Consider the following 25,788-nt stretch of genomic DNA (forward strand, 5'->3'; position numbering starts at 1 on the left):
AGGTCGGGTCAGGGGTCGGTGCGGTGCCAGACCGTCCAGCCGCCGGGTTGGGGCAGGGTGGCGATCCGGCGGTACCTGGTCTGGTCGGCCAGCAGGTCCTTGAGCTGCCAGTCGAGGGCGGCGGTCGGTCCGAAGCGCAGGACGACGAGGTCGAAGTAGCGGTCGCGCAGGGCGTGGCGGTAGGCGTCGAGGCCGGTGTACGGGGTGCCGGTCCGCGGATCGCGGTAGTAGAAGAAATAGGTGCCGTTCCACTGCCAGGACGCGGTGACGTCCTGGAGGTAGTAGCGCGGGACCTCGGATTCCTCCACCAGGTAGTGGCCGGAGGAGTAGCGGACCTGGGTGCGCAGCAGCGACGTCAGGGGCTGGCTGTCCGCCCAGGTGCGGAACAGGCCGTCGGCGGTCTGCACCCCACTGGCCAGGAGCAGGACGGCGGCGAGCGTGACCGTGACCATTCTGGGGGCGAGGTCGCGGCGCGGGTCGTACAGGTCGATGCGGGCCAGGACGTGGGCGAGTCCGGCGCCGGCCAGTGGTGCCGCGTAGGCGAGGCCGAAGGCGACATGCTTGTGCAGCGAGGTGAGTTCGCCGGAACGGGCCTGGAAGATGATCGGCAGCAGCGAGCTGACCAGCAGCAGGACGGTCAGCGCGGGCAGCCGCCGGCCGATGATGATCGCTCCCGGTAGGGTCAGGACGAGGGCTGGCGCACCCCAGGCCAGGCCGTGGCGAGCCACCTCCAGCGCGGGCCGTCGGCCCAGCGGCGTGCGGGACAGGGTGGTGGCGACGAGTCCGGTGAGCTGATCGGTGCCGGTCATCGCCAGCCAGCCGCCGACCACGACGGCGGCCCCGAGCGCCAGTCCGGCCGGGATGGCGGCCAGGACACGCCGATCCGGTACCGCCGGGCTGTCCGTCGCGGCATGGGCCGAGCGGCGCCGGACGAGCACGAGCACGAGCAGCGTCGAGGGGATGAACAGCGCGGCCATGTACTTGGTGACGACGCTCGCCGAGAGCAGGACACCGGCACCGAACGCGAACGCCAGCACCCGCCGCCGGGCCGCCGCCGCGCGCACCGCGTGTAGCCCCAGGACGAGGCCGCCGACCAGCAGCAGCAGCGCCATGGCGTCGTAGGTGGCGAAGTGCCCGATGAACAGGACCGGGCCGGAGATGACGAAGACGGCGGCCGAGGCGGTTCTGGCCGCCGGTCCGAACAGGGCGCGTCCCACCGCCGCGACGAGCAGGGTGGTCAGCAGGCAGCAGGCCAGGCTGAGCAGGCGGGCACCGGCGAGTCCGCCGAACGAGTCGACCAGCGCCCCGACGGGCGGGTAGACGTAGGGGGAGCCGGAGAAGTACGAGGCGAAGTTCTCGGTGGGGGGCGGCCCGCCCGTCCACGACCGCAGTATCTGATGGCCCGCGTCCAGGTAGAGCGCCTCGTCCTGGAAGGCGGTGGCGTTCAGCCGCAGCGAGAGCCCCACCTGGATGGCGAGCACCGCGGCCAGGCCCGCCCGGGAGCCACGGAGGTGGCGCGGCCAGCGCTGGCGCGACCAGGGGGGTCTGGTGTCGAGATGGCGGGGGGCGCTGCGTCGATGCTGCGTCCGCCGCGGTGGGTCAAGGGTCAGTGTGCTCACGAGGCCACCTCACAGCCGGCCGGCGAGGGCAGTGGTCGGGCGGATCGGTCGGACCCGGCGGACCGTGCCGCCAGCAGACGGGCCGTCGTGTAGGCGCCCCGGCGCCAGGCGTCGAGGGTGGCGCGGGGGGCGTGGGGGTCTGGTCCGTCGGTCTGGTAGACGATGCCGTTGGCGTGGGCGGTGTCGGCGGCGTGGATGGCGGCGTCGAGCCAGGTGCCGACCTGGTTCTGGTCGCCGGCGGCGGCCAGGGAGACGAGCAGGGGTTTGCCGGGGTGGGCCAGCCGGACACGTTCCAGTTCCCGCGCCGGTGTCACCCAGGGCATCCCCGGATACTGAATCCAGGTCACGGCGACCAGGTCGACGTCCGTCACCGGTGGTCGGTAACGGGTGTCGTCGGCGGGGGCGGCGGGTTGCCAGGCCCAGGCGATGTTGTCGGCGTGGGCTTTGCGGAAGATCCGTCGGATGTGGGTCCAGGCGCGGGCGCTGTCGGCGGGTACGCCGCCGGCGGCGACGGCGGAGCTGGCCGCGTAGTTGCGGTCCACCGAGGGCAGGACGGTCAGGTACAGCGGATGCCCCCAGCCCGCGGTCTGCCTGGCCCAGCGGCGCAGACCAGCATCCTGGACGGCGTTGACGACCGCGGGCAGCGACGCGTCCAGCGATGCCCGGCCGTCGCGGGTGAAGGTGAGCGTCAGCCACGGGGTGCCGCCGGCGGCGCGGACCCGATCGGCCCACGCGGTGGGGAAACTGGCTCCGATCTCGACGGAGCGCGCGGCGATGCCGGTCATGCCGAGGTCACTGGCCAGCCGGGTGTAGGTGATGTCCGGCCCGGTCGTCACGGCGAGCCCCGCGGCGGGCTTCGACCCGCAGACCACCGGACGGAACGGTGCCGGCGCCGCGCTGTCATGCCCGCGTGGTTGCAGGCCGACGCCGACGGCCACCACGCAGGCCGCCCCGGCTGCGAGTCGCAGCGCGACCGGTACCCGTACCTGGCCACGCCAGCGCGTGGGACGACCCGGCACCCGACCCGCCGTGTTCCGCGGCACCGCGTCGAGCTCGCCACGCGCGTCCTGGCTGCTCGCCGTGCTCGCTGTGCTGCTGATGCCCGCGCGCCGGTGGGCGAGGACGTCGCGCCCGGTGAGGGAGCAGAAGGTGGTGAGCATGGCGGCCATGTAGGCGATCCAGGCGGCGGCGATGAGGTTGCGGGCGGAGTGGCCGTGGAGGAGGGCGGTGGCCAGTCCTGCGAGGCAGAGGGCGAGGGCGGTGAGGTGGGGGAGGATCGGGCGCCAGGTGAGGGTGCCGTCGCGTTGTTTGGCGGTGATGGTGAAGGTGCTGCGGGTGCCGGTGAGGACGGTGAGGGCGGCGGTGACCAGGACGGGGAAGGAGATGAAGCCGGCGATGATGCCGCGCCAGGTGGAGCGGCCGCGGGCGGCGGCCCAGAAGGCGGTTTGGCCGAAGAGGAAGTAGGGGGCGAAGTGGGTGAGGAATCCGGTGGCGTCGGCGCCGCGTACGGCGGGTGTGCCGGAGGTGACGAAGATGATGGGGGTGAGCAGGTAGACCAGGTCGCGTAGCCCGGAGAGGTAGTGGGTGCAGGCCAGGGCGTACTGGATGCGTTGCGCGCCGGTGAGGCGGCTGCGCGGGAGTACGAGGTCGCGCCAGTGTGTTTTGAGGACTTCGAAGGTGCCGCGGGCCCAGCGGTTCTGCTGTTTGAGGTAGCTGGCGGCGTCGACGGGGCCGAGCCCTTCGGCGAATTTTCCTTCGAGGTAGATGCCGCGCCAGTCGGGGGCCATCCGGATGGAGGCGGCGAAGTCCTCGGTGACGGAGTCGGTGGGCATGCCGCCGATGGAGTCGAGTGCTTCGGCGCGGATGACGACGTTGGTGCCGCAGATGAAGGAGGCGTTGCGGGCGGCTTTTCCGGGGCAGAGCACGTCGTAGAACAGGGCCTGCTGGTCGGCGGCCCAGCGGGCCATCGGCAGGTCGGTGTTGCGGTAGTACTGGGCGGTCTGGACCCAGCCGACACTCGGGTCGGCGAAGGGTTTCAGGGTGGCGAGCAGGAAGTCGGGTTCGGGCACCATGTCCGCGTCGAAGATCGCGATGAGTGCCGGTCCGGTCGCACCGACCAGATACCTGGCGTGTTCGATGTTGCCGGCTTTCGCACCGCCGCCGACGGTGCGGGTGACGCAGGTGACGCCGAGTTCCCGAACGGCCTGTTCCACCCGCTCCCAGTCGGGGTTGCCGGCCACCCGCCCGTCGTTGCAGACGATGATGCTGACCCAGGCCGACGGATGCGTCCGCTGGTACTCGTCCCGAGCCCGGATCGCACCGCGCACCGTCGGGCCGAGCACCGCCATCGACTCGCCGGCCGTGGGAACGAGCAGGTAGACGGGGAAGCTTCCCGGGTCGTCGACATGCCGTAGTGGCGGCGGCGTCCGCGGCCAGATGGTCGCCTGCAGGCCGAGCGCGTGCACCGCCCCGAACGCCTCGGCGGCCAGCAGCGGAACCGCCAGCCACGCCGCCGACCAGTTGGTCACCGCCACCCGCCAGACCAGGTAGTCCACGGTGGCGAACAGCACCCCGACCGTGCTGGTCGCGATCCACACCTGTCGGCGGGGGCGTCCGGAGCCGGCCAGCAGCGCGAACGTCAACAGAGCCGCGACACCCGACGCCCACGGTCCCGGCCGAATCCATACCAGCGCGCCGACGAGTACCGCGGTGAGCAGCCCCACACCTGTCACTCTCGCTACCCGGCCGAAGAAATGATCGTCGGACGAGCTGCCGCCGACGCTGCCGGTCTATTCTTTGTATGAATCCCGGCCGACTTCATGGGTGGCGTGCCGTGGATTGCCATCTAGATCCCCCGGAGTGGGATGTGATCGCTATTGGAATGTGATTGCGATCAGCCCGGACCGTTGCAGGCTACCACAGCGCGGAGTGCATACCAGAAAACTTTCTGGTCTAATCATTTGTTTTATTGTTTCAAGCCGGAGGGCGGCAGTGAGGAAAGAATCGGGCGCGGCTTCTTCGGGTGGAAGATGTGCCGGATTAATCTTTCTGGAGGGAGTCAGGATGAGGAGACGGCCGAAAAAGGTCTTCGACATTTCAGCCGCGCGGAGTCTCGGTGGCATGGCGGAGGTCGAGAGTGGTGGCGGCGGCCAGGTCGGGCACACCACCGAGTGCCATCGCGAGTTCCAGCTCGGCCCGCAGGGTGTCGAGGGCGACCCGCACACCCTCGGCCCCGCCGGTGCGCAGCGCGCGCGCCACGGGCCGTCCGACCAGGACCGCCGCAGCGCCCAGGGCCAACGCCCGCAGTACATCCTCACCCGTGCGGATGCCACCGTCGACCAGCACCGGCACCCGGGCGCCCACCGCGGTGACGACCGCGGGCAGAGCCTCGGCGGTCGTGATGGAGCCAGCGAGCTGACGGCCCTTGATACCACCGGACACCATGATGGCTGGTCAGGTCCATGAGGGACTGGTCAGGCGCGCAGGGGGGCGGAGCCGAGGGGGGGCGTCGTCGGGGCCTTCGAGCCACCCGCCGGTTCGGACGTGACGGCGAGTGTGGTCGCGTCGGCCGGAACGGTCAGGAAACGGTCGAGGTTTCCGCCCTGGCCGTCGGCCAGTCCCGCCGAGCGGACCGCGTTCGTGCCCACGAACCAGAGCTGGTAGGTCCGCCCTCCGGGCAGCGCCGGGAGATCGCGGGTGACGACAAGGGCCCGTCCGCCGGTGCTCACCACCGCCAGTTTTCCCCCGCCGGTCAGCGGGTGGGCCGCACCGAGCGCGGCGGTCCGCGCGGCCGCCCGCGACTCGGCGTCGCGGGCCCGCGCGGCGGTGAGCTGCTGATGCTGGTCGATCGTCAGCCCACCGAGCGCCGCCACGGCGGCGAGCACCAGACCGGCCGCGACACCCACCGCCACCCGCGCTCGCCGCGCGGGCGCCGCGGATCGCCGGCCCGGTCCGGCCGGTCGCGTCGGCGTGGAACTGACGGTCGGCGTGGAACCTGCGGTCGGCGTGGAACTGACGGTCGGCGTGGAACCGGCGGTCGGCGTGGAACCGGCGGTCGGGGTGGAACTGGCGGTCGGGGTGAGATCGGTGGGGAGCGCCGGGCGGGCCCCTCGCTCGTCCGACCCGCTGGGGCGCCACCGAAGCCGGACGGCTCGGCCGGAGCGGCTGACCACGGGGGGAAGCTGTGGCGTCCGGTCGACGGCCGCGAGTACCGCCGCGCGCAACGGTGGCGGTGGCGACGCGGCCGCGGCGGCGGCCAGGGCACCGGTGGCCGCACGCAGCTGGCTGGCCTCCTGGGCGCAGGCCGGGCAGCGGGCCAGGTGACGTTCGACGGCCCGCCGGTCAGCGCCCTCGAGGGCGTCCAGCACGTAGGGCCCGATCAGGGTGTGTGCCTGCTCCCGGCTCATGCCTTCGCCCCCAGACAGTCCCGCAGCCTGATCAGCCCATCCCGCATCCGGGTCTTCACGGTCGGCACCGCGGCGCCCAGCACCTCGGCGACCTCACGGTAGGTGTAACCGTTGTAGTAGGCGAGGGTGATCGATTCCCGTTGCAGGTCGGTCAGCCCGCGCAGACAACGGCGGACCCGTTCCCGTTCGAGCCGGCCCAGCACCTGCTCGGCGACCTCGTCGCCGCCGGCGTCGGAGTCGCGCGGGCCGAGCACGCCGAACCGGTGCTCCCGGTCGCGGGCGGCCTGGGCGGAGCGAACCCGGTCCACCGCCCGGCGATGCGCCATCGCGCACACCCAGTTCGTCGCGCTGCCCCGTCCCGCGTCGAACCGGGCCGCCTGCCGCCACACCTCGACGAAGATCTCCTGGGTGACCTCCTCGGCCTGCGCCGGGTCCCGCACCACCCGCCGGACCAGCCCGAACACCCGCGGCGCCAGCAGGTCGTAGAACGCGGCGAAGGCATCCCGATCCCCGCGGGCGACCTGCCGCAACAGCATCCCCGCGCGATCCCCGCCCGTCTCGCCATGCCCCTCGGACGGCTCGGACGACTCAAACCGGCCACCGCCGCCGCGATCACCGCCGCCACTGTCACCACGACCGCCGCGACTGCCGCTGTTGCCGCCTGTGCCGCCGCCGGACGGCCCGGGGGATTCACCGATGGCGCCGTACATCCCCCCGGCGACACCGGCGAAGCGCGACCGCCACGCATCCGGTTCGGACGTCGTCATGGCCGTGACACCTCCCGTGCCTGCTCGAACCACCCCCCGGCACGGCGCCAGGCTCGGACGTCCCTCCCACGGACGCGCGCCCACGGACCAGCCGACGGCGGACACCGAGTATTCGGTGCCACCGCCCAACCGGATGGGTCGACCCGCGGTCAGAGCCGTCGCGGTACCGGTCCGATCAGCTGGCTGCTGTTCCGATCACAGGTGTTCCACACATCCACCGGACGCCCTGGAATCCGACCGGGCTCGGGCCGAGGGCACCGACAGTATCGTTCGGATATGGAGCAGCGTGATCGCGGCTTCCCGGACCAGGACGGCGTCGCGGGTCCCGACACGGAGATCCGGCCGGTCCAACTGGTCAGCGCGGGTGTCGTCGCGGCTCTGGTCGGGTTCGCGAGCTCGTCCGTCGTGGTGCTGGCCGGGCTGCGGGCGGTCGGGGCTGATCCCCGGCAGGCCGCCTCGGGCCTGTTCGCCCTCGCCGTCACCCAGGCGCTGGGAACGCTGTGGCTCAGCCGCCGGCATCGGATGCCGATCATGCTCGCCTGGTCGACACCGGGCGCGGCGCTGCTCGCCTCGACCGGCCCGGTCAAGGGCGGCTGGCCGGCGGCGATCGGGGCGTTTCTCCTCGTGGGCGCGCTGATGCTGCTGACCGCGCTGTGGCCACGTCTCGGGGCGCTGATCGCCGCCATTCCCGCACCGATCGCGCAGGCGATGCTCGCCGGTGTGCTGCTGTCGCTGTGCCTGGCACCCGTGCACGGGCTGGTGGATCATCCGGCGCTCGTCGCCCCAGCGGTCGTGGTGTGGCTGGTGCTGCTGCGGCTGGCCCCACGCTTCGCCGTGCCGGCGGCGTTCGCCACCGCGGTGGCGGCGATCGGGATCTGGCTGGTCTGGCACGGCGGGCTGGACGGGCCGCTGCTGCCCCGGGTCGTGCTGACCGCGCCGACGCTGACCTGGACGGCGGTGCTGTCACTGGCCGTTCCGCTGTACGTCGTCACGATGGCCTCGCAGAACGTCCCCGGTGTCGCGGTGCTGTCGTCCTACGGGTACACGGTTCCCTGGCGGGAGTCGATGACGGTCACCGGCGTCGGCACCGTCCTGGGCGCCCCCGCCGGCGGCCATGCGATCAACCTGGCCGCGATCACCGCGGCGCTCGTCGCCAGCCCCGACGCGCACCCCGACCCGCGCCGACGCTGGATCGTCGCCCAGCTCGCCGCCTGGACCTACCTGGTTCTCGCCCTGGCGTCCATGGTGCTGGTGACGGCCACGACCGCCGCACCCGCCGGTGTCACCACGGCCGTCGCGGGTCTCGCCCTCGTCGGCACGTTGGCCTCGGCGTTGACATCGGCCCTGACCGATCCGGACGACCGTCAGGCCGCGGTCCTCGCCTTCGTCGTCGCCGCCAGCGGCATCACCGTCGGTGGCATCGGCGCCGCCTTCTGGGCCCTCGCCGCCGGCCTGCTCGTACGCACCGTCCTGCGCCGCGGCCCGGACGTCCGCCCACCTCGACCCTGAGCCGTGAACGCGCCAACGACGCTCTCCGCGGCCGGCCTGGACCCCACCGACGTCGTCCTGCTGATCAGCTGCCTGCGGCGCACCCCCGACGACCCCGGTGGCCTCGCCCAGGCCATCCGCCTGCTGGAGCTGGCCCTCGACGGCCTGCGCCCGTAGCCACCGCAACGCCGTGGCGGTCGGCCATGGGCGATCAGGCCAGCAGGGCCTGCGCGAGACGTGCCTGCCAGACGCCCTCCTCGGCGGGGTCGGCGCCCGGGGGCAGGCGCAGACCGAGCACCACCTGGTCGGCGCCTGCCGCGTGGTACTCGGCGACCCGCGCCACGATGGACTCCAGGCCACCCCACACGGTGACACCGTCGACGAACGCGTCGCTGCGGTCGGTGATGTCGGCCTCGCCGAAGCCCATCCGCAGGAAGTTGCGGCGGTAGCCGGGGACGTTCGTGTAGAAGGCCGTCGACGCCCGCGCGAGTTCCCGCGCCGCCGTGGGCTCGGCCAGCGGGATAACCGGCACCAGCACCGCCAGCGTCGGCCCGTCGCCGAGCCGCTTGCGCGCGTCGGCGACATAGTCGGGGGTGACCAGGTAGGGATAGGCGCCGCCCGCCCGGTCGGCGGCCAGGCGCAGCATCCGCGGCCCGAGCGCCGCGAGGATGCGGGCCGAGGCGGGCACCACCGGTGGCACGGTGTCCAACGCGTCCAGATAGGCCCCCAGCGTGGGCAGTGGCCGCGGCCCGTGCGCCCCACCGAGCCCGACGACGAACCGGCCGGGATGTTCGGCCTCCAGCGCGGCGAAGGTCCGGGCGACCTCGGCGGCCGGCACCCGCAGGACCCCGATGATGCCGCTGGCGACCCGCAGCCCCTCGGTGCCGCGGACGATCCTGCTGATCTGCTCGAGGTTGTTGCCCTGGCCGCCGGCCAGCCAGAGCGTCTGATACCCGAGTTCCCGCAGCCGGACCGCGGCGTCGATCTCCGCCGCGGGCTCCGCCGTCTCGTCCAGTCCCAGGCCGGCGATGCCGACCGATCCCACGATGGTCATGCTCACGCCCAACATCTCCTCGCTGCGCGCTGTTCCCACCCGACCACGCGAAAGACGTCCCGCGCCGGCCTGCGGGCGTCAGCCACGACGAAGGCCGCACAACGGCAGTTCGTGGCGAACCACTGGCCGAGTGGTCTGGGCTATGTCCACCCCCAGGATCGGCGGTGCGCCGCGGCCAGATAGGTGGTCACCGCGTCCATGTCCGGGTGTTCGGGCAGCGGTGAACGACGGGACAGATCCGGGTCGCCGAGCAGCTCCCGCAGCTCCAACGCCGCCCGGTCGATCAGGAACCGGGTCCGGTCGCGGGTGACGTCACCCCGGCGTACGGCCAGCACCTGTTCGCGGGCGTGCGATTGCATCGGCAGGGTGAGACGTCCGGTGGTCAGCAACTCGATGCCCTGAAGGCCGAGCCGGAGGGCATGGGAACCGAACTTGACGTCCCAGCCGTGCCGCGCGATCAGCTCGGGGCGGTTGGGGACACGATTCTGTTTTCCCGCGCCGTCCATCCGTTCGAGTTGGGAATGCAGGTAGCCGAGGAAACGCTGCCCGGCCTGCTGGGAGACGACGGCGGGCGCGAGCGCGCGCAGCCGGTCGCCTTCCTCGGTGCGCAGGACCAGGGCATCGTCCGGAACGAAGAACAGCGCGATGATCGTCGGATTGCCGCTGGTCGCGAGGGCCAGGAACCGGCGCAACGTGAAGATCGTCAGGTCGATGTCGCCTGGTCCGGACCGAGCGCCTTCCGGCTGTGTGCGCCAGACGTGCGTACCACCGCGGCGCGGCTCGGCCAGACCGAACAGGTGCTCCGGAGGCGGGATGTAGATGCCGAGCTGGTCGACGTCATCCTGGCCTTCGAGATTGGTGCCGTGAACGGTGCTGCCGACGATCGAACGCAGGATCTCACCCGCGCGAGCCGCCTCGCCGGGACCATAGTCGACATTCGGGCGCAGATCAGTCGCCATGGGAAGCAGCCTGCCATCCGGCCAGCGGCCGGTCGACTGGATTTACTGAGGTCGGTGGTCGGTGGTCGAGCTGAATCGGTAGTGGTTTCGTACGAGTCCCTGCTCGTCGCGGATCAGAAAATCCAGGCCGGTGGCGACGGGCTGGCCGCCGGCCTCGGCCGGCACCAGTTCCCAGCCGAAGCGGAGGGCATCGTGCTGGGCCGAGGCGTTGCCTGTCAGGCGAGGCAGCAGGTGGTCGTCGGTGAGCTCCGACCCGATCGTCGCGAGCACGTCCGTCAGCGCGGCCCGGCCCTCGTGTACACCGTCCGGTTCGACGAGTCGGGCGTCGGGAGCGTAGAGGTCGTCGATCTCCTTGGCGAGTTGTTCTCGGTCCGTGACGGTGGCCAGAGCGAGGAACCGCTGCGCCAGCTGGTCCAGATCGGCCACGGATGGCGGGGGCTCGTTGAACTGGTAGTCGACCGTGATGCGGCCGGTGTCGTCCAGGACGAGCAGGTCGAAGCCGACGGCCAGCACCTCCTCGCTGTTGCCGGGCTGCATTTTCCAGGTGAACCTGGCGACGTCGTGGTGGGTGTCGAGGTCCTCGCCGGAGACGAACCGTAGGCCCGAGCCGCCGACGAACTGGTCGTACGCCTCTGTCACCCGCGCGGACAGTTCCTCGAGGCCGCGGAAGCGCCGCGTCTGCGTGTGGTGCAGACCGTCCGGCGCCCACAACCGGGCCAGCGCGGCACGTCGGGCGGCCGGGTCGGGTTCGTTCCACACGGCTACATACGCCGTTAGCAGGTAGTCGCTCACGCGTTTCCTCTTCTCGTACTGGTGCACCGCGGACGATGGGGGGTGCTCGTGGCACTCCGCGGACAGGAGCGCGGTACCAGCGTGTCCCCGCCGGTTGACGGGATCAATTACCTTCCAGGTAATGCCTGTGGACGGCGCACTATGGCTTTTGGGCGACTCCGGCGAGAATGCTGACGCTCGCATCTGCCTGGTGTGACACGTGGCTGGGCCGCCAGTGCTGGGCGGAGATGACGCCTGGCTCGACGAGTTCCAAGCCTTCGAAGAAACAAACCGACCTCGCCGACGGACCGGGCCTGCAGGGCGAACCCGCTCTGGGCGTAGCTGCTGATCAGTCGGCTGGCTTCCTCAGGTGCGTGGTCGGCGGTGAAGTGCGAGAGCGCCAGGTAGCTGCCCCCGGCGGGAGGATGGCGAGCAGCTGGCGCAGGATCTCGAGGGGCCGGTCCGCGTCCGGGAAAAAGTGGAGGATCGCGAACAGGGACAGGCCGATCGGCTGGGAGAGGTCGAGGGTCCCGCGCACCTAGGCCGCCGAGTTCGCTGTCGATCGCGGCCCGCGGTTGCCCGGGCCGCTGGACTGGCTCGACGCCATCGCTGGTCGTCGGTGGTGCGGCGGGTCGGGCGCAGGCCGGCTCGTAGCCGCGTGTTTGGACGGCATCCGGCCATGGTGAGACCGACGCTGACGATGGTCGTCGTGACGGCCGGCCTGCCGCTTCCAGGTTGATGGGCGCGGAGTCTGGCGTGCCCGGCGGGTGTCAGTAAGGTGCCGGGCATGCGTGAGGTCGAGGTGAAATACTTCGCGTCGGATCCGGAGGTGCTGCTGGTCGCTCTCGGGCAGCGGGGTGTTTCGTTCGGGGAGCCGGTGTTTCAGGATGATCAGGCGTTCGCTCCGCTGGATTGGGCTTTTGGCGATGGCAAGCTCGGGGTGTCCTTCCTGCGGCTGCGCACGGTGGACGGGCGGCACTGGTTCGCGTTGAAGCAGCCGGGTGCGAACGCGCAGGACTGCCTGGAGTACGAGACAGCGGTCGCCGACCGTGAGCAGATGCACGAGGCGATTCTGCGGATGGGCTACTGGGCGACGGTCCGTGTGGCGAAGTCGCGGCGGACGGGCCGGTACGGAGAGGTCTCGCTGTGTCTGGACGAGGTGGAGGGGGTGGGGACCTTCCTGGAACTGGAGCGGATGGTGGCCGACGATGTGCCGGCTGCCGCGGTCCAGGACGAGCTGGCGGCGTTCGTCGCTTCCCTGGGCGTCTCGGTCGAGCGCACGGTGGAGACCTATGACTCCCTGGTCCGGGCCGCACAGACAACGGCGGCGTCGGTACCGGCGAACGGGGAGAGTGCGGACACCAGCCGACTCACCTCATCCTGACGGGTAGGGGTATGGGCCGGGTGTGGGACATCGCTGCCAGGCCGGCGGGTGACCCGGACCGAACGCCGACCGGTCTTCGACCTGCCCGAGCTACGCCCGCACGTGACCGAGCATCAGCTTCTCAAACGGGAATCCGGCTGCGGGACAGGTACGAGGCCGTCCGCGCCAGCCGGTGCGGACGGCCTCACCTCGACCGGCAGATCGGCCAGGACGAACGCCGGGCAGGTGGCGTCGTACCCGACGTCCACCACGACCAGGATGGCGGATCGCTGTCGCGCCAGCGCTCAGCGGCAGTCAGACGGCCCGAAGCTGGTCGGCGGTCACCGCCGTGGCGTCGTCGGTGGCGCCGAGGTAGACCGCCTCAAGGACCGCGGTTCACGACGTCCGGCCGAGTTCGAGGTCGGCGACGAAGGAGTATGGCCGGCCCGGGATCAGCTGGACCTGGTTCTTCGCCCGGCCGTGGACATGGCAGAACAGCCTCGCTGCGATCCACCCCACAACATCAACAGGAATCATACAGTGTTACGCGCGGGGGTTAAAAAAATAAGGTAGCGAAAGAGCGGCATCTTGCAGGATGCCCTCCCGGGCTGGGTGGTTTGGAGCCGTCGCAAGTCCCAAACTCCCAGTGCTGAAAGGCATCCTCGAATTACGGCACGCACATCTACCGTTTCATCGGCGGATCGGCCTGGGCGTCAGAGTTCAAACAAGGCAATGACCTCAGCTGTCAGCAGCACCTGATACGGCAGTTCGCGCAGTACGGCGCCATTGACGCTGATGCCGCGCTTCTGTGCCGCTTCGGCAAGTTCCTCCCAGGGATGAAGATCTGGATCATCCTCGTTGTCCGTTCGCACCAGGTCCAGGATTTCTGCGACCAGACCGCTCGCCGTCCGCGCCCAGGATACCCCCTCGCTGGCCCCGTATCGGAAAGCGGTGAACCCTCGATCCATGTCAAGTCTTATCAAGGAGTCATCGATCAAACGGATGTACTGGGTAATCTTGACACTTATGCTCGGCAGGGTGTTTCCTTTTGGCGGCTCGTCTACGTCGCATATGGCAAGCGTCCCGACCACCTCAAGATCGCGCAGATTGAAAGGCTGAGACTTCTCGCGTTCCCCCGGTCTCGGAGTCTTATGAATCGGGATGAAACGAAAATCGTCTGTGGTTTCCCCGCCGCTCACTCATCCAGTGTAGCAACTACGGGCCTTTGGCAAGGGTATGGCGCAGCGAACTGGACGATGTCTGCTCGGTCCCTCCGTCGCCTCGCAGCGGCCAGCGCGATGAAGTCACACCAACGTGCTACGGGGCGTCGTGCCGGGAGCCAAGGCCGTGTGGCGGTAGGTGTCATGTCAACTGTGTGCCTGTCGACGTGAGCGCGGCCGGCGTGCAGTTCCCGCGCACGGAGACCCGTGCTGGCAGAGACGGCATCCCGTACCTGGCGCCTGAAGTGGTCCTGTTATTCAAGGCCCGCTCTGGGGCCGCGCCGACATCGAAACCCAGGCCAAAGATGTCAACTTCGGCGCGGGCCTTCGCCACCTGTCCTCCGCCGACCTTGCGGTCAATACGGTCTGGATATGGCCCGCGATCCTCGCCGGCTGGCTGTGCCCCGGCGGCCGTGAACCGCGTAGCCGACGACCTGATCCGGTTGCCCTGGCCGGGATCACCTCGAGCCTCCGCTTAGCCACCTGGTGGTCATGCGCAGGCGGATGGCATCTCGGCCAGACTGGCCGCGGTCACGAGGGCGCGGCCCGTACCCGCTCATGCCGCGATCCGAGCGCCGATGGGGCACCGCAGGTCGGACCCGCCTCCGGCCGTGGCATGCCGGTGGCACCATCGGGCCGAATTCCACTTTTGGGCAGACCTGAACGGACGACGATCTGCGGTGAACATTGGGCGACCGTTGCCTAGTTGCTGATTACATGTGCCGGCCTTCGCCCGGCCGGTAGCCAGTTCCTCCGGGCCTCGCCAGCATGGTCTGATGCGACCTTGCACCCGTCCCTGGCGAGATGCCCGGCGAACGCCCTCCCCAATGATCATAGGTGCCCGTACGGCTGTCGATCTTCGGCGGAACATTCAGGGCGCCCGGGTACGGGAAGTGACTTTCCAACAATTCATGCCGGTCGCGGCGACGCCACCGCCACGCCGCTTTCGCTGGCAGGTGCGGTGTGCCCCCGATAGCGTCCGGCCAATTGGAACAGATGTCCGGGGATGTCCCATTGAGGTGTGCGCTCGAGGCGAGTTCGACGCGTCCGCAGCCTTGTTTCCGGGCGACAGCGCAGGTCCGGGCGGGGCGCAGCCGGACGTGACTCGGAAGCACTCCTTGAGAGGTCCACCGTGGGAGACCAGCCAGCGCGACCACGTCCGCATTCGCCGAGCGGCCTGGATGGCACCGGTCCGCCGGGACACTCTGCCCCCGCGACATCCGCGGCCGACGGCGGTGGCGGATGTCGCCCGTCGGCGGTCGCATCACCGCGGCCGGTTCGAGGTCGGCCCGGACGCCGCCGCGGCGGGCGGATCGGCGAACGCGGGGCAAGGTTACGCGCGGCGGCTCGCGGCCGCCGACTGTTGACCACTGCCCGCATGCGCGTCTGGCCCGCGGGCGTGGGCGTGCTGGTCCTGGCGGGCGCAATCATGGGATGCGGGCCGCAGCAGCCGGCGTCCGACCACCACGCGGCCGCGGCGGTGGTGGCCAGGGCCGGCGCTGCCGGCGACGGTCCGCACTCGTACGCTCCGCAGTCTCCTTCCCGCACCGTGGTGGACAGGGAAACGGCCACGCAGACCGGGGACGCCCCCACAGACAGGCCCGGCGCTGGTGCGCCGCTCCCGGGGGCAGGCCAGGACACCCCGCGTCCGAGCTCGCCGGACCCGCAGCCCACCGTCAGACCGACCGCTGCCGCGACCGCTGCCGGTGCTGCTGGTGGTGGTGGTGGTGGTAGTGCCCGCGGCAGCGGCCAGGCGCCCGGTGGCCTGAGCGGGATCTCGGCGGGGTCACTGACCGAAGTGCGCGCGTGGGAGGAGTTCCGAGGTTCGCCGGTTGACGTCGTTGTCGGCTTCAGCGACCGCAGCAGCTGGGAGACCATCACCCACCCGTGGCTGGGCATGGGCCCCGACAAGTTCGAGGGTTTCGCCGGCACCTGGGTGATCTCGCAGCCGTTCTTTCCCACCGGGGGTGGAGACATCGCCTCGTGCGCGGTGGGTGCCTACAACGACCACTGGCGGGAGTTCGGTAACTGGCTGGTGGGCCAGGGGCGCGCCGCGAGCATCGTCCGCCCCGCCTGGGAGTTCAACGGCGCCTGGTTCCCGTGGTCGGTGTCGAAGGACCGTAAGCACTGGGTGTCGTGCTTTCGGCAGGTCGTCACCTCGATCCGCGCCACCGCCCCGCAGGCACGGATCGACTGGACGTTCAACGCCCACAACACGGATGCCTTCGAGTACTACCCGGGTGACAAGTATGTCGACATCATCGGGGTGGATACCTATGATCAGTGGCCGGCAAGCGGAACCGAGGCCGCCTTCAACGGGCAGTGCCACCAGGCGACCGGGCTGTGCGCGGGCATTGCGTTCGCCCGGCAGCACGGCAAGAAGTTCTCCGTGCCCGAGTGGGGCCTGGTGGGGACGAGTGACACGGGGGCGGGTGCGGTCGGCCAGGCCGGCGGTGACAATCCGGTCTACCTCGAGATGATGTACAAAACCATGCACGACAACGCGGACATACTCGCGTACGAGGCCTATTTCAATGACGACCTTCCCAGCAACGTCCATTCCTCGTTGATCAATCCGACCACCCACCCGAAGGGTGCGGCACGTTACGCCGAGCTCTGGTGACTGGTTCTGGCGGTTTGATCTGGATCTGTCGCTGATCTTGTGATCGGACTGGCCCCTTGGATGATCATCTGGCCAGGAGGACGCGTTTGCGGAGGAGGCGCCGCTCCGGTCCCGGGGTGGGCCTTCAGCCAGGCGGCGAACGTCTCGGCTTCCCGGTCCGCGAGCAGGTCCACCGGCCGGCCGATGGCGACGTCGACCGAGAACCGTGCCGTAGGTGCGACGGCGTGGCAGCGCGAAGTCGTCCACCCCGAGCACGGCGATCGTCGTCACCTCGGAATCAGGCAGCGCCCGCACCCGAAGCAGCAACGTGTCCCGGCCGACCTCCAGACCCAGCGCGACGGCCAGCCGTGCCCCGGCCCGTCCCGCGAGCGCCAGGCCGATCTCGCGCAGCGCCTCCACCGCCGGCGGTGTGAACCGTGCATACGGGCTGTCAACCTCTCAACCTGCTCCGCGAACGTCACCACCACACAGCCCGCCTCGGCGCAGCGGAACCGGCGGACCACCAGCTCGACCACGACACCCAGCCCACCCAGCGCGGCAGCAACGACGAGTGGCCGACGAACGCTGCCCAGAGCTGTACCATATCTGGTACGACTAGATGTTCGGGAGGCTGACAGGATGGTCGCGGCGATCAGTGCCAGTGAGGCACGTAAGACGCTGTTTCCGCTGATCGAACAGGTCAACACCGATCACACACCGGTGGAGATCGTCTCGAAGCGAGGGAACGCGGTCCTGGTGAGCAAGGAGGACTGGGACGCCATCGTGGAGACCAACTACCTGCTGCGTACGCCCGCGAACGCGCAGCGGCTGATGGAGAGTGTGGAGCAGTGGCGTGCGGGCGGCGCGATCGAGCGCCCGCTGGGCCCTGAGGAGTGAAGCTGACCTGGACCGACCATGCCTGGGACGATTACCTGTACTCGCAGGGCCAGGACCGCAGGACCCTGAAGCGCATCAATGCCCTGATCGCGGACATCAAACGCGATCCAGAGGGGCAGGGGATCGGCAGGCCCGAGCTGCTGCGCAACAACCTCGCCGGGCTGCGCTCGCGACGGATCGACGATGAACACCGCTTGGTCTATGCGGTTGATCCCGGCCAGATCGCGATCATCTCCTGCCGCTACCATTATCAGTAGGGGTCTGGCCGCGGCGGATGTTCTGGACGAACGCGTGCCCTGCGCTGATCGTCTGGGCGGAGCGCAGGCGTTTCAGTCCGCGCATGGGCCGGAGTCTGGCTTTTGGGCGGCTGTGGTCGGCTTCGATTCGGTTGTTCTCGCGCGTGGCGTCGACGTGGCAGGCCTCGGGCAGGAGCTCGTCGAGGAGCCGGGGGTAGACGGGGGCCTTGTCGGTGGTGACCTCGACCGGCCGCCGGCCATGGGACAGGGCCCGGATGAAGAACCGGCGGGCGGCGGCCTGGTCGCGGCGGGTGCTGGCCAGGACATCGATGACCTGTCCGTCCTGGTCAACAGCACGGTAGACACAGGTCCAGCGGCCGGCGACCTTCACAGAGGTTTCGTCGACGAACCACCGGTCACCAGGACGGTGCCGACATGGCCGGGCCGCGTCAACGAGAAGCGGCGTGAAGCGCTGCACCCACCGGTAGATCGTGACGTGATCGACCTTGAGGCCGCGTTCGGTGAGCAGCTCCTCGACGTCCCGGTAGGACAGCGCGAACCGTAAGTACCACCGCACCGCCAGCACGATCACCTCCGGTGGGAACCGGAACCCGGAGAACTCCGACGTTGGGACCGGGGCACGGACACGACGTCGACGCATCCTCTGATCATGACCGGCCGGCAGCCACGCGAAGGCGGACATCGCCCATGCAACAGCGCCCCCGGTCATCCCACTCCCCGAGCCTGGTGCCATGCGCGCCGGGGTGGGCACGCTATGCACCATCCCCCCCCACGGGGGCATGTCCGGCACAGCCCGGACATGCCCCCGCACCTGGATCTGCGGGCCTGGCGGGTGCGGTCCCTCTGTGGCACGGGTCCGTGCGCCGAGGTGGTTGGTATTCGGGGCGCGCGGTGTCAGGGGTGTCAGAGGGCGGCGGGTTCGCGCAGGGCTGCGGCGAGGCGCTCGCGGTGCTTCGCGGCGAACGTGTCCTGGTCGTTGGTCTGGGGGAACGGCTCGTCGGGGACCGCGACGCCGAGGAACTCGCACAGCGGCTCCCAGCCCTGCGCGACGTCGAGGACCAGCAGGCGTTCGGCCGGGATCTCGCGTTGTACCGCGGCGAGATGCTCGGCGAAGACCGTGAGGGTGTGCTCCCGGTCGGCGAAACGGCCCTCGAACGCGCCGTCCCACACGATCCGCTTCATCATCGTGATGACCCGCAGCGCTTCCTCGTTTATTCCGACCGGAGTAGTGAAAATAGCGCGGAACAGGGTGCTCCGTACGCTGTCGTACCACTTCTCGGGGTCGCGGACGGTCAGGATGACCCGCGCCGACGGGTAGTGGGCGGCAAGTTCCCGCCAGAACCTCGCCCCCGGCCAGTCGACCGTCGAGCGGTACCCCTCATACAGAGAGTCCCAGGTCACGGGCCCGCCGTCGGCGGCCCGGGTCCACTCGGGAATGGTGTCGCGGTGCGCGAGGACCTCGTCCATGTGATGACAGGGACCGTACCCGAGCCTTTCCAGCGCCGCTTTGAGTGAAAGAGTCCCGGTGCGGCCGAAACCAGCGCCGATCACGTCGAGCAATGCTTCTCCTCGGTAGACGGAAAATCAACGTAACCGGCCGTCCATTGTCTTTCCAGAGCGAATGGTGGCCATGAGTGGACAGGCCGAGGGTGCAACGAGGGCGCAGGCCGATACCGGCCACTGTCGCGGATGACGCCCACCGTCGGGGCGCTGTCGGGTAATGAGCTGCATCGGGTCCTCGATTGGTCGTGGTGTGAAGCCCGGGTGGGCTCAGGGGGGTGGGGTGAAGGTGGGGGTGGTGTGGTCGGAGCCGCGCCACAGGTAGGCGGTGAGGGCCTGGCCGGCGGCCTTCTCCTCGGCGGGGGTTTCGGGTGGGGGCCAGCGCAGCTGGGTGGAGAGGGCGGTGCGGTGGGTGTCGTAGGCCGGTTCGATGAGCTCTCCGAAGGTGTGGGCGCGGGCCAGGATGACCCAGGTGACGGTGAGGGCGGCCACGGCGAGGCCGGCGGGCAGGGCGAGCCAGGTGAACGGGGTGAAGGTGGTGAACAGTAGGGCCCACAGGGTGGTGGCGGCGGCGGTGTCGAGGCCGTATTTGTCCAGGGGGCGGCGTTCGGCGGCGCGCAGGATGTTCCCGATCCGGGTGGGCAGGAAGTAGCCCGGGGTGGCCGGGGACGGCCGGCGCCGCCGGCGCCGTTCCAGGCGGGTGTAGAAGGCTAGGCGGCTTTTTGTAGATCTTGACTGCCGGATAGGCTTCATGATCCATGGTTGGTCGGTATGAGATCACCGACGTGGTGTGGGCGCGGATCGCGCCGTTGTTGCCCCAGGATCCGCCGCGGGGTGGCCGCTGGTCGGATCATCGGATGGTCCTGAACGGGATCCTGCTCCGGGAACGCACCGGTGTGCCCTGGCCGAACCTGCCCGAGCGGTACGGGCCATGGCAGACGGTCTACAACCGGTTCCGCCGCTGGTCGTTGGACGGCACCTGGGATCGCATCCTGGAACACATCGTGGTCAAGAACGACGCGGTCGGCGCCGTCGACTGGGAGGCGTCGCTCGACTCGTCGACCGTGCGTGCCCACCAGCATGCCGCCGGCGCCCCGCATGCCGCCCCGAAAGATCAAAAGGGGACCGTCCCATCAACGGACACACCCCGGACACCGCCCAGCAGGCGGAGGCCCTTGGGCGCTCCCGGGGCGGCCTGACCAGCAAGATCCACGCGGCGGTCGACGGGAAAGGCCGTCCACTGTCGCTGTGGCTGACCGCCGGACAGGTCAACGACTCCACCCAGTTCGCACAGGTCATGGACGGGATCCGGGTCCACCGCGACGGCCTGGGCCGCCCCCGGACCCACCCGTCGGTCAGGTCGCGACGGTGCCCGGCGGGGTGGTGGCACCTGGGGTGAGCAGGCCAGCCACCTCCTTCGGCTGGCCCGCCGCATCGGTGAAGCCGACGGTGCAGGTGGTGGAACGGGTTCCGGCCCGCCAGCTCTCCGCCCTGATCAGATGCCAGCCAGCGGTCACCTTCGCGCCGCCGAAGCGGGAGTGGCGCAGGTACGGGGCGTGCAGCGGCGCGCAGGCCGCGGTGGCCATCCGTTCGAACTCCGACGGGGACGGCGGTTCGCTGCCGGGAGGGCCGGTCAGAGTCGCCGAACCCACGCTCTGGGCGATGTGCGGTTGGTCGCAGTTCACCTCCTGCTGAAGTCCCTGTTCGTCGCGCCGGAAGCAGGTACCGGCGGGAAAGACCCACGTCTGATCGGCGCCGTGTACCTGTCCGGTGAACTCGGGCATCAGCACGCCGTCGGCGGAGGAACGGACGCTGAGACCGCAGACGACGTGACGGTCACCCGAGTCCCAGCCGGTGTGCAGCGGATGGATGGTGCTGGCGGCGAACCGGCCGGCGGGATCCAGGGAGTACCCAAGATAGGAGGTGATGAGCGCGGCGCAGTGGCGATCCGCGATCGACCCCCACTCCGCGGGCGTGGGATAGGAACTGGCGGCCGAATAGGCGGAGCCGAGTTCCTGGTGACCCACCGCCTCGAACAGATGCGGGCCGGCACACGGGACATCCTCGACGCTGGTCTGCGGATCGCCCTGGTCCCAGGTGTAGCACCGGTGCGGAGTCCATTCCAGGCGCAGGAGCTCCGGTGTCTGTTCATCCCTGGTGCCGGTCACATCACCCTGAGGCGCGCCGGATCCGCCCCCGCCCGCAGCCTGCAGGGTGGTTCCGCTGTTTCGGCTGTTCAGATAGTCGGGTAGCAGGAAAGCAGCGCCGGCGAGCAGCGAAACGCCGATCACCACAACGACGACCCGGTTCTCCGACCGTCGCTTCGGGACCAGCCCCGCAGCCCGCCAACGGGAATAGGGCGAACGGTTCCGCCGCAACCATGGCCGCCGCGACGTCCGGGCCGTTCGGGCCGTCCGTGGCCGTCGGGGGCGACCTCGGCGAGTCGAGCCACGCGAGCCGCTGTCGTCGGCGGAACCGAAACGAGCGATCGCGGCCCTGGTTCTGGCCGGCGGCTCGAATGCCGTCGCCCCCTTGACGAAGTCCTCGTTGAGGACGAGTCCATCGAACGGATCAGGCTCGTCACCCGACCGGACATCGTCGTTCTCCGGCACGCCGCCCACTCCTCGAATCAAACAGGGTCACGGTTCATCGCATCAGACCATGACTTCCACAACAATTCAGATATCGCCAACTACGGCTGACCACTCCAGTCTCTCCGGCGTTGCCTTTTCCGACTCCCCCGGGTTCGTAGCCAGCCGCCGTCCCGGTACATTATCGAACCGCCACGACTCAGGCCTGCGGCGGTCCGCCGTTGGCCGCCAACGTGCCGGATCCGAACAACGCTGCGAGACATCTGCGGGGAGTCCTGACGGCACTTTTGCGTTCCGAGGAAGTGGGGCATGCCAGCGGCCACCGTGACCGTCGGTCAAACGGCGGCGGCGAGTTCGGTGAACGCGGCGGCCGACCTCTGTCTCGGGTTGGTGCCGGCGGCGAGTTCGTCGTAGCCGCGGTGGCTGTTCTGGACGAGCGCATGCCCGGAGCTGATGGTCTGGACGGATCGCAGGCGTTATCGCAGGCGTTTCAGCCCACGCATCGGAGGCAGCCGGGCCTCTGACCGGCCATGATCGGCCTCGATCCGATTGTCCTCCCGGGCGGCGTCGACGTGGCAGGCCTCGGGCAGGAACTCGTCGATGACCTGCCCGTGCTGGTCAACCGCCCGGCACCTACAGGTCCACTGGCCGGCGACCTTCACATACGCCTCCTCCACACACCACCTGGCCCCAGGACGGCGCCGACACGGCCACGCGGCCTCGACCAGCAGGGGCGTCAAGCGCCGCACCCACCGGTACACGGTCACGTGATCAACCTCGAGGACCCGTTCGGCGAGCAGCTCCTCGACATCCCCCTACGACAGCGCACACCGCACGGACCAGCGAACCGCCAGCACGATCACCTCCGGCGGAAACCGGAACCCCGCGAACTCCGACACCGGCACCCGTGGAACGACCGCACCTCGACCCATCAGTCGATCATGCCCGGCCGCCGGCCCGGGAGCCCGAGGCGATCTATGCAACAGAGCCCCTGCGGCCACATCACGGCCACATCGATCAATGGCTCCGAGTCGGGTAGGTAGGACATCCCAACCATGCAGGTCATGGGCCTGTGCAGCGGTGGACCATGTGTACCAGCATCCGAACCGTTCGATCATGGTTGCTGGCTCCGAAATCACTGTCCGGCCGGTCGCTACCAGGGGCCTGACCAGGGGTGATGCCCAATGACCGCGCCGCCTTCTACATCATTTAGCGAATCGAACATGTGTCCCGAATTTCGGGCGGTGTCGGACGCTTCGGCCCGTCTCGTGATCCTGATCGTCGGTGTGGTGGTCGCGTTGACGTTCTATACGGGTCCGGCGATGTCCGCTGTAGACGGCGCCTCTGGTCCCTCGCGGGTTCAGGAAGGATGAGAGGTTCATGGTTACTGGTCGAGAAGCTTCGCGGCCTCGGCTGGGTCCATGATGTTTGACCAGATCTGCTCTTCGGGGGCGACTGCTCGCTGTGGCATGGCGTAGTCGGACATCCATGCGTTGGCCTGACATCCGGGTACGAGGCTGAGGATCGTCGCAACGAGCCGTCGCGGGACCGAGCCGATGATGCGAATCGCGACATAGGTTTCGTGACCCTGGTCAGCGAGGACCTGGATGCCGAGCGCCGCGCCTTCCAGCATGACGGCATGCTCTTTGCCGTCCAGCAGCGATTCGCACACCAGGCGGTGTACCGCCGACCTGAGCGTACGTTCGGCGCGCGTCGCTGACTCGGCCCTCCACCTCAGCTCGTCCTCTTGACCGGGCAGCAGGTCGCCGGTGTAGGTCATGGTGGCGAGAGCAGGCGAGTGTCTGGCGTTGTAGCGCGCCCGTGCGGCGGTTGCGCGTGCGGCCAGCGCCGCATAGAAGTCATCGGGCGAGCCTTCCTCCCGCTGTCCGGCCGCCACCAGCCAGGGGATCCCGGCATCGACCCACACCGCACCGCGCCAGCGCTGGACCTTCACCTTGAACAACACCTGATCGTCAATGGCGGCGATCCGCTCCTGCGGCGTGTCGTCGTCGGCGAAGCGGTCTGCGGCCTTGCCGAGGAGCGGATGGCCGATGTCCTCCAAAGGGGTGTCCGCGCGCGGGACCGTCAAGGCGAGATCCTCTCGCAGGCAGCGGAGCGTCGGGCGGGCCCGTCCGGCCACTGTCAGCGGTCCTCTTCGACGCCGCCGACGGCGTCGAGTTCAGCGCGGGTCATCCCCGCGAGCATCGCTATCCGCGACGCGCGGCTGCCGTCGAGTTCGCTCAGCAACTCCCGCATCCCGGACTGCATCTCCTCGCGGCGCGCATCCAGGTAAAACGCGACCGCCGCCTCGACCAGATCCTTCTTGCTCATATGCAGGTAGTGCGCACCACTGGTGATCAGCTTGTCGCCTTCAGGCGAGACCTTGACAGCAACCTGCCGGGCCGTCTGCTCCATCATCGCCGCCTCTGCCCCTTTCCCATCGACTACCAGCACCTCGGTGCCTCCAGTACCTCAAGGCTACTCTGCCATCGGTTGCCGCCGGGGTTGCCGGCCGCGTCGTTGGCGTTGGTGTTACCCGGCCGCGGGTCGATCACCAGCGTGTCGTCGATGTTGGCGGAGGTGGCTGGGCGGGGTCGCTGCGGGCTCGCGCACCGTTACCAAGCTCATCTCTGGTCGCCGCTGCCGGCTCGACCCAGCGGCGACGATCGGGCGCCAGCACGGGCCGCCGTAGCGCCGGCACACCTCAGCGATCCGACTGTCACGAAGGTCGACGGTCACCTGGCCGTTCTCGCTCTGCCCGTGATTCACGCCTGGAATCCAAGCGTGGGGGCGTAGTCGCGGCGACGCCTCGGTTGGGTGAGGATCTCGACGCTGTCGGTGGCCTGGTCGATCGCGCCGGGAAGATGACCGAGCGGGCCGGCGGGTCGGTGCCCGAGTCGGGTGAGGAGAGCTCGCAACTGCGGATCGCTGATCGCTTCGGTCAGGGCGCGGGTGAGGCGTTCGGCGCCAAGTACCTGGATGTCTCGCGCATGAAAGCGGCGCGGCGCGGGGTCGACGGGTTCGGCCAGACCGAGCCGGTTCGTGACGGCGGCGAGGTGACTGGCCGCTACGCAAAGCGCTGCTTCGCGTTCCCGCCACTGCGTGGCGCTGAGCGCGTGACGCAGGTGCCGGCCGACCTGGTCGGCGAGGGGTAACTGGGTGAACACGGTCATCAGCCACTTGCTGTAGGGCACCCAGCGGCGTTCGAGCAGGAATCCGATCCGGACGAGGTCGCGGGCCACACGGGCGGCGAGCAGGCGCGAGCCTAGGTCGTCGCCGCGGCCGCCGCTGCGGCCGATGAACGGTTCTTCCTGACTGACCCGCAGCCAGCCGGCTGCCAGAACATAGCGCCAGACGTCGTCGGGGTACCACGCCAGCGCCCGACGCCGCGCGGTGAGTAGATCGAGTGGGTCGTGCAGGACCACGCAGCCCGTTAAACTGGCCAGGATCTGCGTCGGGGCCAGCAGCCAGCCCGCCAGATTCATCCCATCAGCGGGATCGACCCCGAGCCGGTCGACGAAGAACGCCCGTGCGGTGGTCACCTCCACCTGATGGTGTGGCCGGCCGTCGTACCGGTCGCTGTCCGGATACACCACCGGGAAACCGTCAAACCGGACCGGCAACCTCTCCAAGGCGACGTCGAGCAGCGCGGTATCGAGATCTGGCGGGACGAACAGCTGCACGCGGGGGCCGAAATCGTGGTCCGCGGAAACCTCGTCGTCGAAGCCGAGGACCTCGGAACCCTCCCCGAGCAACGCGGCAGCGTGCGGCACACCCGAAACCAGCGGCCGAACCGCCTGCTCGTAGAACCGCCGAGAAAGATTGCGACCGGACACGGCTCCGAGATACCCCTCAAGGCTTTCCGGCTGACGCATGGCCTAGGGTTCGATCAGCTGCTGCTCTCATACAGTAGCGGTCTCCACACACCGCGGCACGAGCAGGCCGCCGATCCCCAGGACGTCGTCGAGCAGTCGCCGCACCCGCTCGATCTCGCCGGCGGTGCAGTCGATCAGTACCTTGACCTCCACGTCACGTTTGCCCCGATCCGCCGTCACGAAGAATCCCACCACGCCAGCGCCGACAGCGCTGCCGCGAAAGACGTCCACCCCGCCGCCGTCCGCAGCCACGGTGCCCTCCAGGTAGCCGTAGTCGACCGGGTACACGGCCTGCGGTACCCGTGGGTGCCTGCTGCCGGCCGGTCGGTCCACCACCAGATGTGAGGTAGCCACCAACTTGTCGAGATTGCCGAACAGCCGCGCGCCGGACGTGTCAGACATGATCTCCACCGAATCGA

General features: G+C 69.6%; 21 protein-coding genes and 7 pseudogenes. 7 read left to right on the forward strand and 21 right to left on the reverse strand.

Annotated features, from left to right (window positions below):
- Window positions 1-8 precede the first annotated feature (8 nt).
- The 5 genes from MXD59_RS14305 to MXD59_RS14330 all read right to left on the reverse strand — a co-directional run bounded on the left by MXD59_RS14305 (window position 9) and on the right by MXD59_RS14330 (window position 6,792).
- Window positions 9-1,619, reverse strand: coding sequence for a glycosyltransferase family 39 protein (locus MXD59_RS14305; RefSeq protein WP_248825250.1), 1,611 nt, complete (start codon window positions 1,617-1,619; stop codon window positions 9-11).
- Window positions 1,616-4,342 (reverse strand): glycosyltransferase family 2 protein, encoded by a 2,727-nt coding sequence (locus MXD59_RS26475; RefSeq protein ID WP_308301707.1) that lies wholly within the window; start codon window positions 4,340-4,342, stop codon window positions 1,616-1,618. The genes MXD59_RS14305 and MXD59_RS26475 overlap by 4 nt, the downstream gene beginning before the upstream one ends.
- Before the next feature lie 373 nt (window positions 4,343-4,715).
- On the reverse strand, window positions 4,716-5,063 hold the full coding sequence (locus MXD59_RS14320; protein WP_248825251.1) for an alpha-hydroxy-acid oxidizing protein: 348 nt from the start codon (window positions 5,061-5,063) through the stop codon (window positions 4,716-4,718).
- Window positions 5,064-5,092: 29 nt separating this feature from the next.
- Window positions 5,093-6,025 carry an anti-sigma factor gene (locus MXD59_RS14325; protein WP_248825252.1) on the reverse strand — a complete coding sequence of 311 codons (933 nt, stop codon included), beginning with the start codon at window positions 6,023-6,025 and terminating at the stop codon, window positions 5,093-5,095.
- Entirely contained in the window at window positions 6,022-6,792 is a 771-nt protein-coding gene (locus MXD59_RS14330; protein WP_283096899.1) for a sigma-70 family RNA polymerase sigma factor, read from the reverse strand. Before MXD59_RS14330 ends, MXD59_RS14325 begins: the two co-directional genes overlap by 4 nt.
- Before the next feature lie 276 nt (window positions 6,793-7,068).
- Between MXD59_RS14330 and MXD59_RS14335 the strand changes: the two genes are divergently transcribed.
- Window positions 7,069-8,301 (forward strand): benzoate/H(+) symporter BenE family transporter, encoded by a 1,233-nt coding sequence (locus MXD59_RS14335; protein ID WP_248825253.1) that lies wholly within the window; start codon window positions 7,069-7,071, stop codon window positions 8,299-8,301.
- Window positions 8,302-8,304: 3 nt separating this feature from the next.
- A complete protein-coding gene (locus MXD59_RS14340) occupies window positions 8,305-8,457 on the forward strand; it encodes a hypothetical protein (protein ID WP_248825254.1) in 153 nt (50 codons plus the stop codon).
- A gap of 34 nt (window positions 8,458-8,491) precedes the next feature.
- On the opposite strand, the gene MXD59_RS14345 is transcribed toward MXD59_RS14340, so the two are convergent.
- The 4 genes and pseudogenes from MXD59_RS14345 to MXD59_RS27345 form a co-directional block, all read right to left on the reverse strand.
- Window positions 8,492-9,334, reverse strand: a complete 843-nt coding sequence (locus tag MXD59_RS14345; protein WP_248825330.1) for a TIGR03620 family F420-dependent LLM class oxidoreductase — start codon at window positions 9,332-9,334, stop codon at window positions 8,492-8,494.
- 140 nt (window positions 9,335-9,474) lie between these two features.
- Window positions 9,475-10,293 (reverse strand): nucleotidyltransferase domain-containing protein, encoded by an 819-nt coding sequence (locus MXD59_RS14350; RefSeq protein ID WP_248825255.1) that lies wholly within the window; start codon window positions 10,291-10,293, stop codon window positions 9,475-9,477.
- A gap of 42 nt (window positions 10,294-10,335) precedes the next feature.
- Entirely contained in the window at window positions 10,336-11,085 is a 750-nt protein-coding gene (locus MXD59_RS14355; protein WP_248825256.1) for a nuclear transport factor 2 family protein, read from the reverse strand.
- A gap of 139 nt (window positions 11,086-11,224) precedes the next feature.
- A pseudogene (locus tag MXD59_RS27345) lies at window positions 11,225-11,602 on the reverse strand (SAM-dependent methyltransferase).
- 249 nt (window positions 11,603-11,851) lie between these two features.
- Between MXD59_RS27345 and MXD59_RS14360 the strand changes: the two are divergent.
- Window positions 11,852-12,448: a class IV adenylate cyclase gene (locus tag MXD59_RS14360; RefSeq protein WP_248825257.1), complete on the forward strand. Its 597-nt coding sequence runs from the start codon at window positions 11,852-11,854 to the stop codon at window positions 12,446-12,448.
- Between the two features lie 122 nt (window positions 12,449-12,570).
- Here MXD59_RS14360 and MXD59_RS26480 read toward each other — a convergent pair.
- Together MXD59_RS26480 and MXD59_RS14365 are read right to left on the reverse strand one after the other, a co-directional pair.
- Window positions 12,571-12,964: pseudogene (locus MXD59_RS26480) on the reverse strand (transposase); the annotation flags it as partial.
- Between the two features lie 176 nt (window positions 12,965-13,140).
- Complete coding sequence (locus MXD59_RS14365) at window positions 13,141-13,626, reverse strand: hypothetical protein (protein ID WP_248825258.1); 486 nt, start codon at window positions 13,624-13,626, stop codon at window positions 13,141-13,143.
- Between the two features lie 1,399 nt (window positions 13,627-15,025).
- Between MXD59_RS14365 and MXD59_RS14370 the strand changes: the two genes are divergently transcribed.
- From MXD59_RS14370 to MXD59_RS14380, 3 genes are all read left to right on the forward strand, one after another.
- The gene (locus tag MXD59_RS14370) at window positions 15,026-16,270 is read left to right on the forward strand and encodes a glycoside hydrolase family 26 protein (RefSeq protein ID WP_248825259.1); all 1,245 of its coding nucleotides are present in this window, start codon (window positions 15,026-15,028) and stop codon (window positions 16,268-16,270) included.
- 618 nt (window positions 16,271-16,888) lie between these two features.
- Window positions 16,889-17,146 (forward strand): type II toxin-antitoxin system Phd/YefM family antitoxin, encoded by a 258-nt coding sequence (locus MXD59_RS14375; protein ID WP_248825260.1) that lies wholly within the window; start codon window positions 16,889-16,891, stop codon window positions 17,144-17,146.
- Window positions 17,143-17,403 carry a Txe/YoeB family addiction module toxin gene (locus MXD59_RS14380; protein WP_248825261.1) on the forward strand — a complete coding sequence of 87 codons (261 nt, stop codon included), beginning with the start codon at window positions 17,143-17,145 and terminating at the stop codon, window positions 17,401-17,403. The genes MXD59_RS14375 and MXD59_RS14380 overlap by 4 nt, the downstream gene beginning before the upstream one ends.
- Window positions 17,404-17,410: 7 nt before the next feature.
- Here MXD59_RS14380 and MXD59_RS14385 read toward each other — a convergent pair.
- The 3 genes and pseudogenes from MXD59_RS14385 to MXD59_RS14395 all read right to left on the reverse strand — a co-directional run.
- Window positions 17,411-18,043, reverse strand: a pseudogene (locus tag MXD59_RS14385) (IS6 family transposase); the annotation flags it as partial.
- A 263-nt stretch (window positions 18,044-18,306) separates the two neighbouring features.
- Complete coding sequence (locus tag MXD59_RS14390) at window positions 18,307-18,954, reverse strand: sulfotransferase family protein (protein ID WP_248825331.1); 648 nt, start codon at window positions 18,952-18,954, stop codon at window positions 18,307-18,309.
- 219 nt (window positions 18,955-19,173) lie between these two features.
- Window positions 19,174-19,629, reverse strand: a pseudogene (locus tag MXD59_RS14395) (hypothetical protein); the annotation flags it as partial.
- Window positions 19,630-19,661: 32 nt separating this feature from the next.
- On the opposite strand from MXD59_RS14395, the pseudogene MXD59_RS14400 reads away from it, so the two are divergent.
- Window positions 19,662-20,254 (forward strand): annotated as a pseudogene (locus MXD59_RS14400) (IS5 family transposase); the annotation flags it as partial.
- A 4-nt stretch (window positions 20,255-20,258) separates the two neighbouring features.
- On the opposite strand, the gene MXD59_RS14405 reads toward MXD59_RS14400, so the two are convergent.
- The 7 genes and pseudogenes from MXD59_RS14405 to MXD59_RS14430 form a co-directional block, all read right to left on the reverse strand.
- Window positions 20,259-21,197, reverse strand: a complete 939-nt coding sequence (locus MXD59_RS14405; RefSeq protein WP_248825262.1) for a septum formation family protein — start codon at window positions 21,195-21,197, stop codon at window positions 20,259-20,261.
- Window positions 21,198-21,398: 201 nt separating this feature from the next.
- Window positions 21,399-21,524: pseudogene (locus MXD59_RS27660) on the reverse strand (SCO2583/SCO2584 N-terminal domain-containing protein); the annotation flags it as partial.
- A gap of 305 nt (window positions 21,525-21,829) precedes the next feature.
- Window positions 21,830-22,393, reverse strand: a pseudogene (locus MXD59_RS14410) (DDE-type integrase/transposase/recombinase).
- Between the two features lie 485 nt (window positions 22,394-22,878).
- Entirely contained in the window at window positions 22,879-23,583 is a 705-nt protein-coding gene (locus MXD59_RS14415; RefSeq protein WP_248813025.1) for a hypothetical protein, read from the reverse strand.
- Between the two features lie 53 nt (window positions 23,584-23,636).
- The gene (locus MXD59_RS14420; protein WP_248813027.1) at window positions 23,637-23,948 is read right to left on the reverse strand and encodes a hypothetical protein; all 312 of its coding nucleotides are present in this window, start codon (window positions 23,946-23,948) and stop codon (window positions 23,637-23,639) included.
- A 311-nt stretch (window positions 23,949-24,259) separates the two neighbouring features.
- Complete coding sequence (locus MXD59_RS14425; RefSeq protein ID WP_248825263.1) at window positions 24,260-25,369, reverse strand: DUF4037 domain-containing protein; 1,110 nt, start codon at window positions 25,367-25,369, stop codon at window positions 24,260-24,262.
- Window positions 25,370-25,396: 27 nt separating this feature from the next.
- On the reverse strand, window positions 25,397-25,771 hold the full coding sequence (locus tag MXD59_RS14430; RefSeq protein ID WP_248813031.1) for an inorganic pyrophosphatase: 375 nt from the start codon (window positions 25,769-25,771) through the stop codon (window positions 25,397-25,399).
- Between the last annotated feature and the right edge of the window lie 17 nt (window positions 25,772-25,788).

The sequence above is a fragment of the Frankia umida genome (assembly GCF_023242945.1).
Lineage (GTDB): Bacteria > Actinomycetota > Actinomycetes > Frankiales > Frankiaceae > Frankia > Frankia umida.

What these genes read in the sequence shown, in the direction of transcription:
- MXD59_RS14425 (WP_248825263.1), bottom strand. Translation starts at nt 25,369, where the DNA reads ATGCGTCAGCCGGAAAGCCTTGAGGGGTATCTCGGAGCCGTGTCCGGT.
- MXD59_RS14325 (WP_248825252.1), bottom strand. Translation starts at nt 6,025, where the DNA reads ATGAGCCGGGAGCAGGCACACACCCTGATCGGGCCCTACGTGCTGGAC.
- MXD59_RS14320 (WP_248825251.1), bottom strand. Translation starts at nt 5,063, where the DNA reads ATGGTGTCCGGTGGTATCAAGGGCCGTCAGCTCGCTGGCTCCATCACG.
- MXD59_RS14430 (WP_248813031.1), bottom strand. Translation starts at nt 25,771, where the DNA reads ATGTCTGACACGTCCGGCGCGCGGCTGTTCGGCAATCTCGACAAGTTG.
- MXD59_RS14350 (WP_248825255.1), bottom strand. Translation starts at nt 10,293, where the DNA reads ATGGCGACTGATCTGCGCCCGAATGTCGACTATGGTCCCGGCGAGGCG.
- MXD59_RS14360 (WP_248825257.1), top strand. Translation starts at nt 11,852, where the DNA reads ATGCGTGAGGTCGAGGTGAAATACTTCGCGTCGGATCCGGAGGTGCTG.
- MXD59_RS14370 (WP_248825259.1), top strand. Translation starts at nt 15,026, where the DNA reads ATGCGCGTCTGGCCCGCGGGCGTGGGCGTGCTGGTCCTGGCGGGCGCA.
- MXD59_RS14375 (WP_248825260.1), top strand. Translation starts at nt 16,889, where the DNA reads ATGGTCGCGGCGATCAGTGCCAGTGAGGCACGTAAGACGCTGTTTCCG.
- MXD59_RS14345 (WP_248825330.1), bottom strand. Translation starts at nt 9,334, where the DNA reads ATGACCATCGTGGGATCGGTCGGCATCGCCGGCCTGGGACTGGACGAG.
- MXD59_RS14330 (WP_283096899.1), bottom strand. Translation starts at nt 6,792, where the DNA reads ATGACGACGTCCGAACCGGATGCGTGGCGGTCGCGCTTCGCCGGTGTC.
- MXD59_RS14335 (WP_248825253.1), top strand. Translation starts at nt 7,069, where the DNA reads ATGGAGCAGCGTGATCGCGGCTTCCCGGACCAGGACGGCGTCGCGGGT.